Origin of the sequence: Vibrio sp. OPT46 (assembly GCF_015163535.1) — a bacterium.
Lineage (GTDB): Bacteria > Pseudomonadota > Gammaproteobacteria > Enterobacterales > Vibrionaceae > Vibrio > Vibrio alginolyticus.
Map to the genome: position 1 here is coordinate 1 of NZ_JADDYG010000403.1, position 665 is coordinate 665.

A 665-nucleotide genomic window follows, 5' to 3' on the forward strand; every position below is an offset into this window, starting at 1 on the left:
CAGGGTTCCAAGCCTGACTCAATGAATGTCGCGGCCTTCTCCACAATAACGCGAGTCTTACCACTACCTGCCCCCGCATTAATCATGCAAGGTACTCCCGTCGTGTTGACTCCTTCATACTGACTCGCGGTTAATTTCATTCTCATCCCTCCCATTAAAGTGTTTATATATGGTATTTTAATTCGGCCTCAAAGTCAACTTCAGTCTATTGTTTTTTGTTGTTAAATGATATATTTCAATTAACGGAGGATTACGTCTATGTTTGAATTTTTGGGTGTAACAGCAGCTGACGGTCTTGAGCAACTTAAAGAACCGGAAAGGTCTTATTACGAATATGTAATAGAGCATGGCGACACGGGGCTGTACAAAGCCATGCCGTGGAAAAGTAAACGAGATTTACTTCTTACTTACAAAGGTGAGATTGAAGAGTGTACTTTAATCTCTAGCAAGCTAAACAATATACATCCTAAATACATACGTACAATTATGAGAAGCGAGAATGGTTGGCCAGGAGCTAACCAGAAAGCCAAGAACGGTTCTGGTGATTTAGGAATAATACAAGTTAATCCTAAGGTTTGGGATCAAGAGTTTCGTAAGCTTGGTGTGACTATAAACTGGGAAGACGTCAGAGATGATGTATGTGCAAATCTATTTATTGGTGGTGT

General features: G+C 40.5%; 2 protein-coding genes. One reads left to right on the forward strand and one right to left on the reverse strand.

Going from position 1 to position 665, the window contains the following annotated elements; translation table 11 throughout:
* Positions 1-155, reverse strand: a 155-nt coding sequence (locus IQR33_RS35900) for a UvrD-helicase domain-containing protein (protein WP_416222686.1), incomplete at its 3' end; no start/stop codon positions are given.
* A gap of 103 nt (positions 156-258) precedes the next feature.
* Between IQR33_RS35900 and IQR33_RS18695 the strand changes: the two genes are divergently transcribed.
* Positions 259-665: transglycosylase SLT domain-containing protein (locus tag IQR33_RS18695; RefSeq protein WP_193843919.1), on the forward strand; the 407-nt coding region annotated here is incomplete at its 3' end.